At 49.5% G+C, this 550-nt stretch carries 2 protein-coding genes; both read right to left on the reverse strand.

What is annotated here, in order from left to right; translation table 11 throughout:
• Positions 1-264, reverse strand: a 264-nt coding sequence (locus tag NE664_12985) for an HXXEE domain-containing protein (protein ID MCQ4727547.1), incomplete at its 3' end; no start/stop codon positions are given.
• A gap of 2 nt (positions 265-266) precedes the next feature.
• Positions 267-550 (reverse strand): HXXEE domain-containing protein (locus NE664_12990; GenBank protein ID MCQ4727548.1); only part of this gene is annotated, 284 nt, incomplete at its 5' end.

The raw sequence follows: 550 nt of genomic DNA on the forward strand, positions 1-550 counted from the left end.
CCGGCTCATGGGGTAGCGGTCAGACTCCTGTTTTTCTTCCTCTCTGGGGCCCAGCAGGATGTTGTAAAAATAGTGCAGGCCTCCGGGAAACTTCCACTCCTCCAGTACATGAAACGGCATGATGACTGCCACAAATACCGCGCCCTGTGCGCCCAGAAGTAATTTATCCCGGAAGATTGCGGCCACCACAGATGTAACTGCGCCTGTCACACAGAGAAAGATGATCCAATCAATGTCGCACCATTTATCCAGCTTCTTAATCATAGTTATCTCCCCTCTTTCTTGGCTTTCGCGGCTTTACGTTCTTCCCAAAGCGCCATAACGTGTTCCTTGTTATAGCCATACAGTTCCCGATCCTCAAAAGGATAGGGTGAGTTTTTATCCTTCATAAGCAGGATAGGTACAATAAATGTGAGCAGCAGCATGAGGAGGGAACCGGGGATGCCCCACCAGAGCTGTCCTGCTTTTTCCGGTATATAGGTGCAGACATACCAGATATAGTAAATCGCCACCGGGGTCTGTAAAAATGCTGTAGAAGCAAGACCGGGGT

It is taken from the genome of Anaerotignum faecicola (assembly GCA_024460105.1).
Classification (GTDB): Bacteria; Bacillota; Clostridia; order Lachnospirales; family Anaerotignaceae; genus JANFXS01.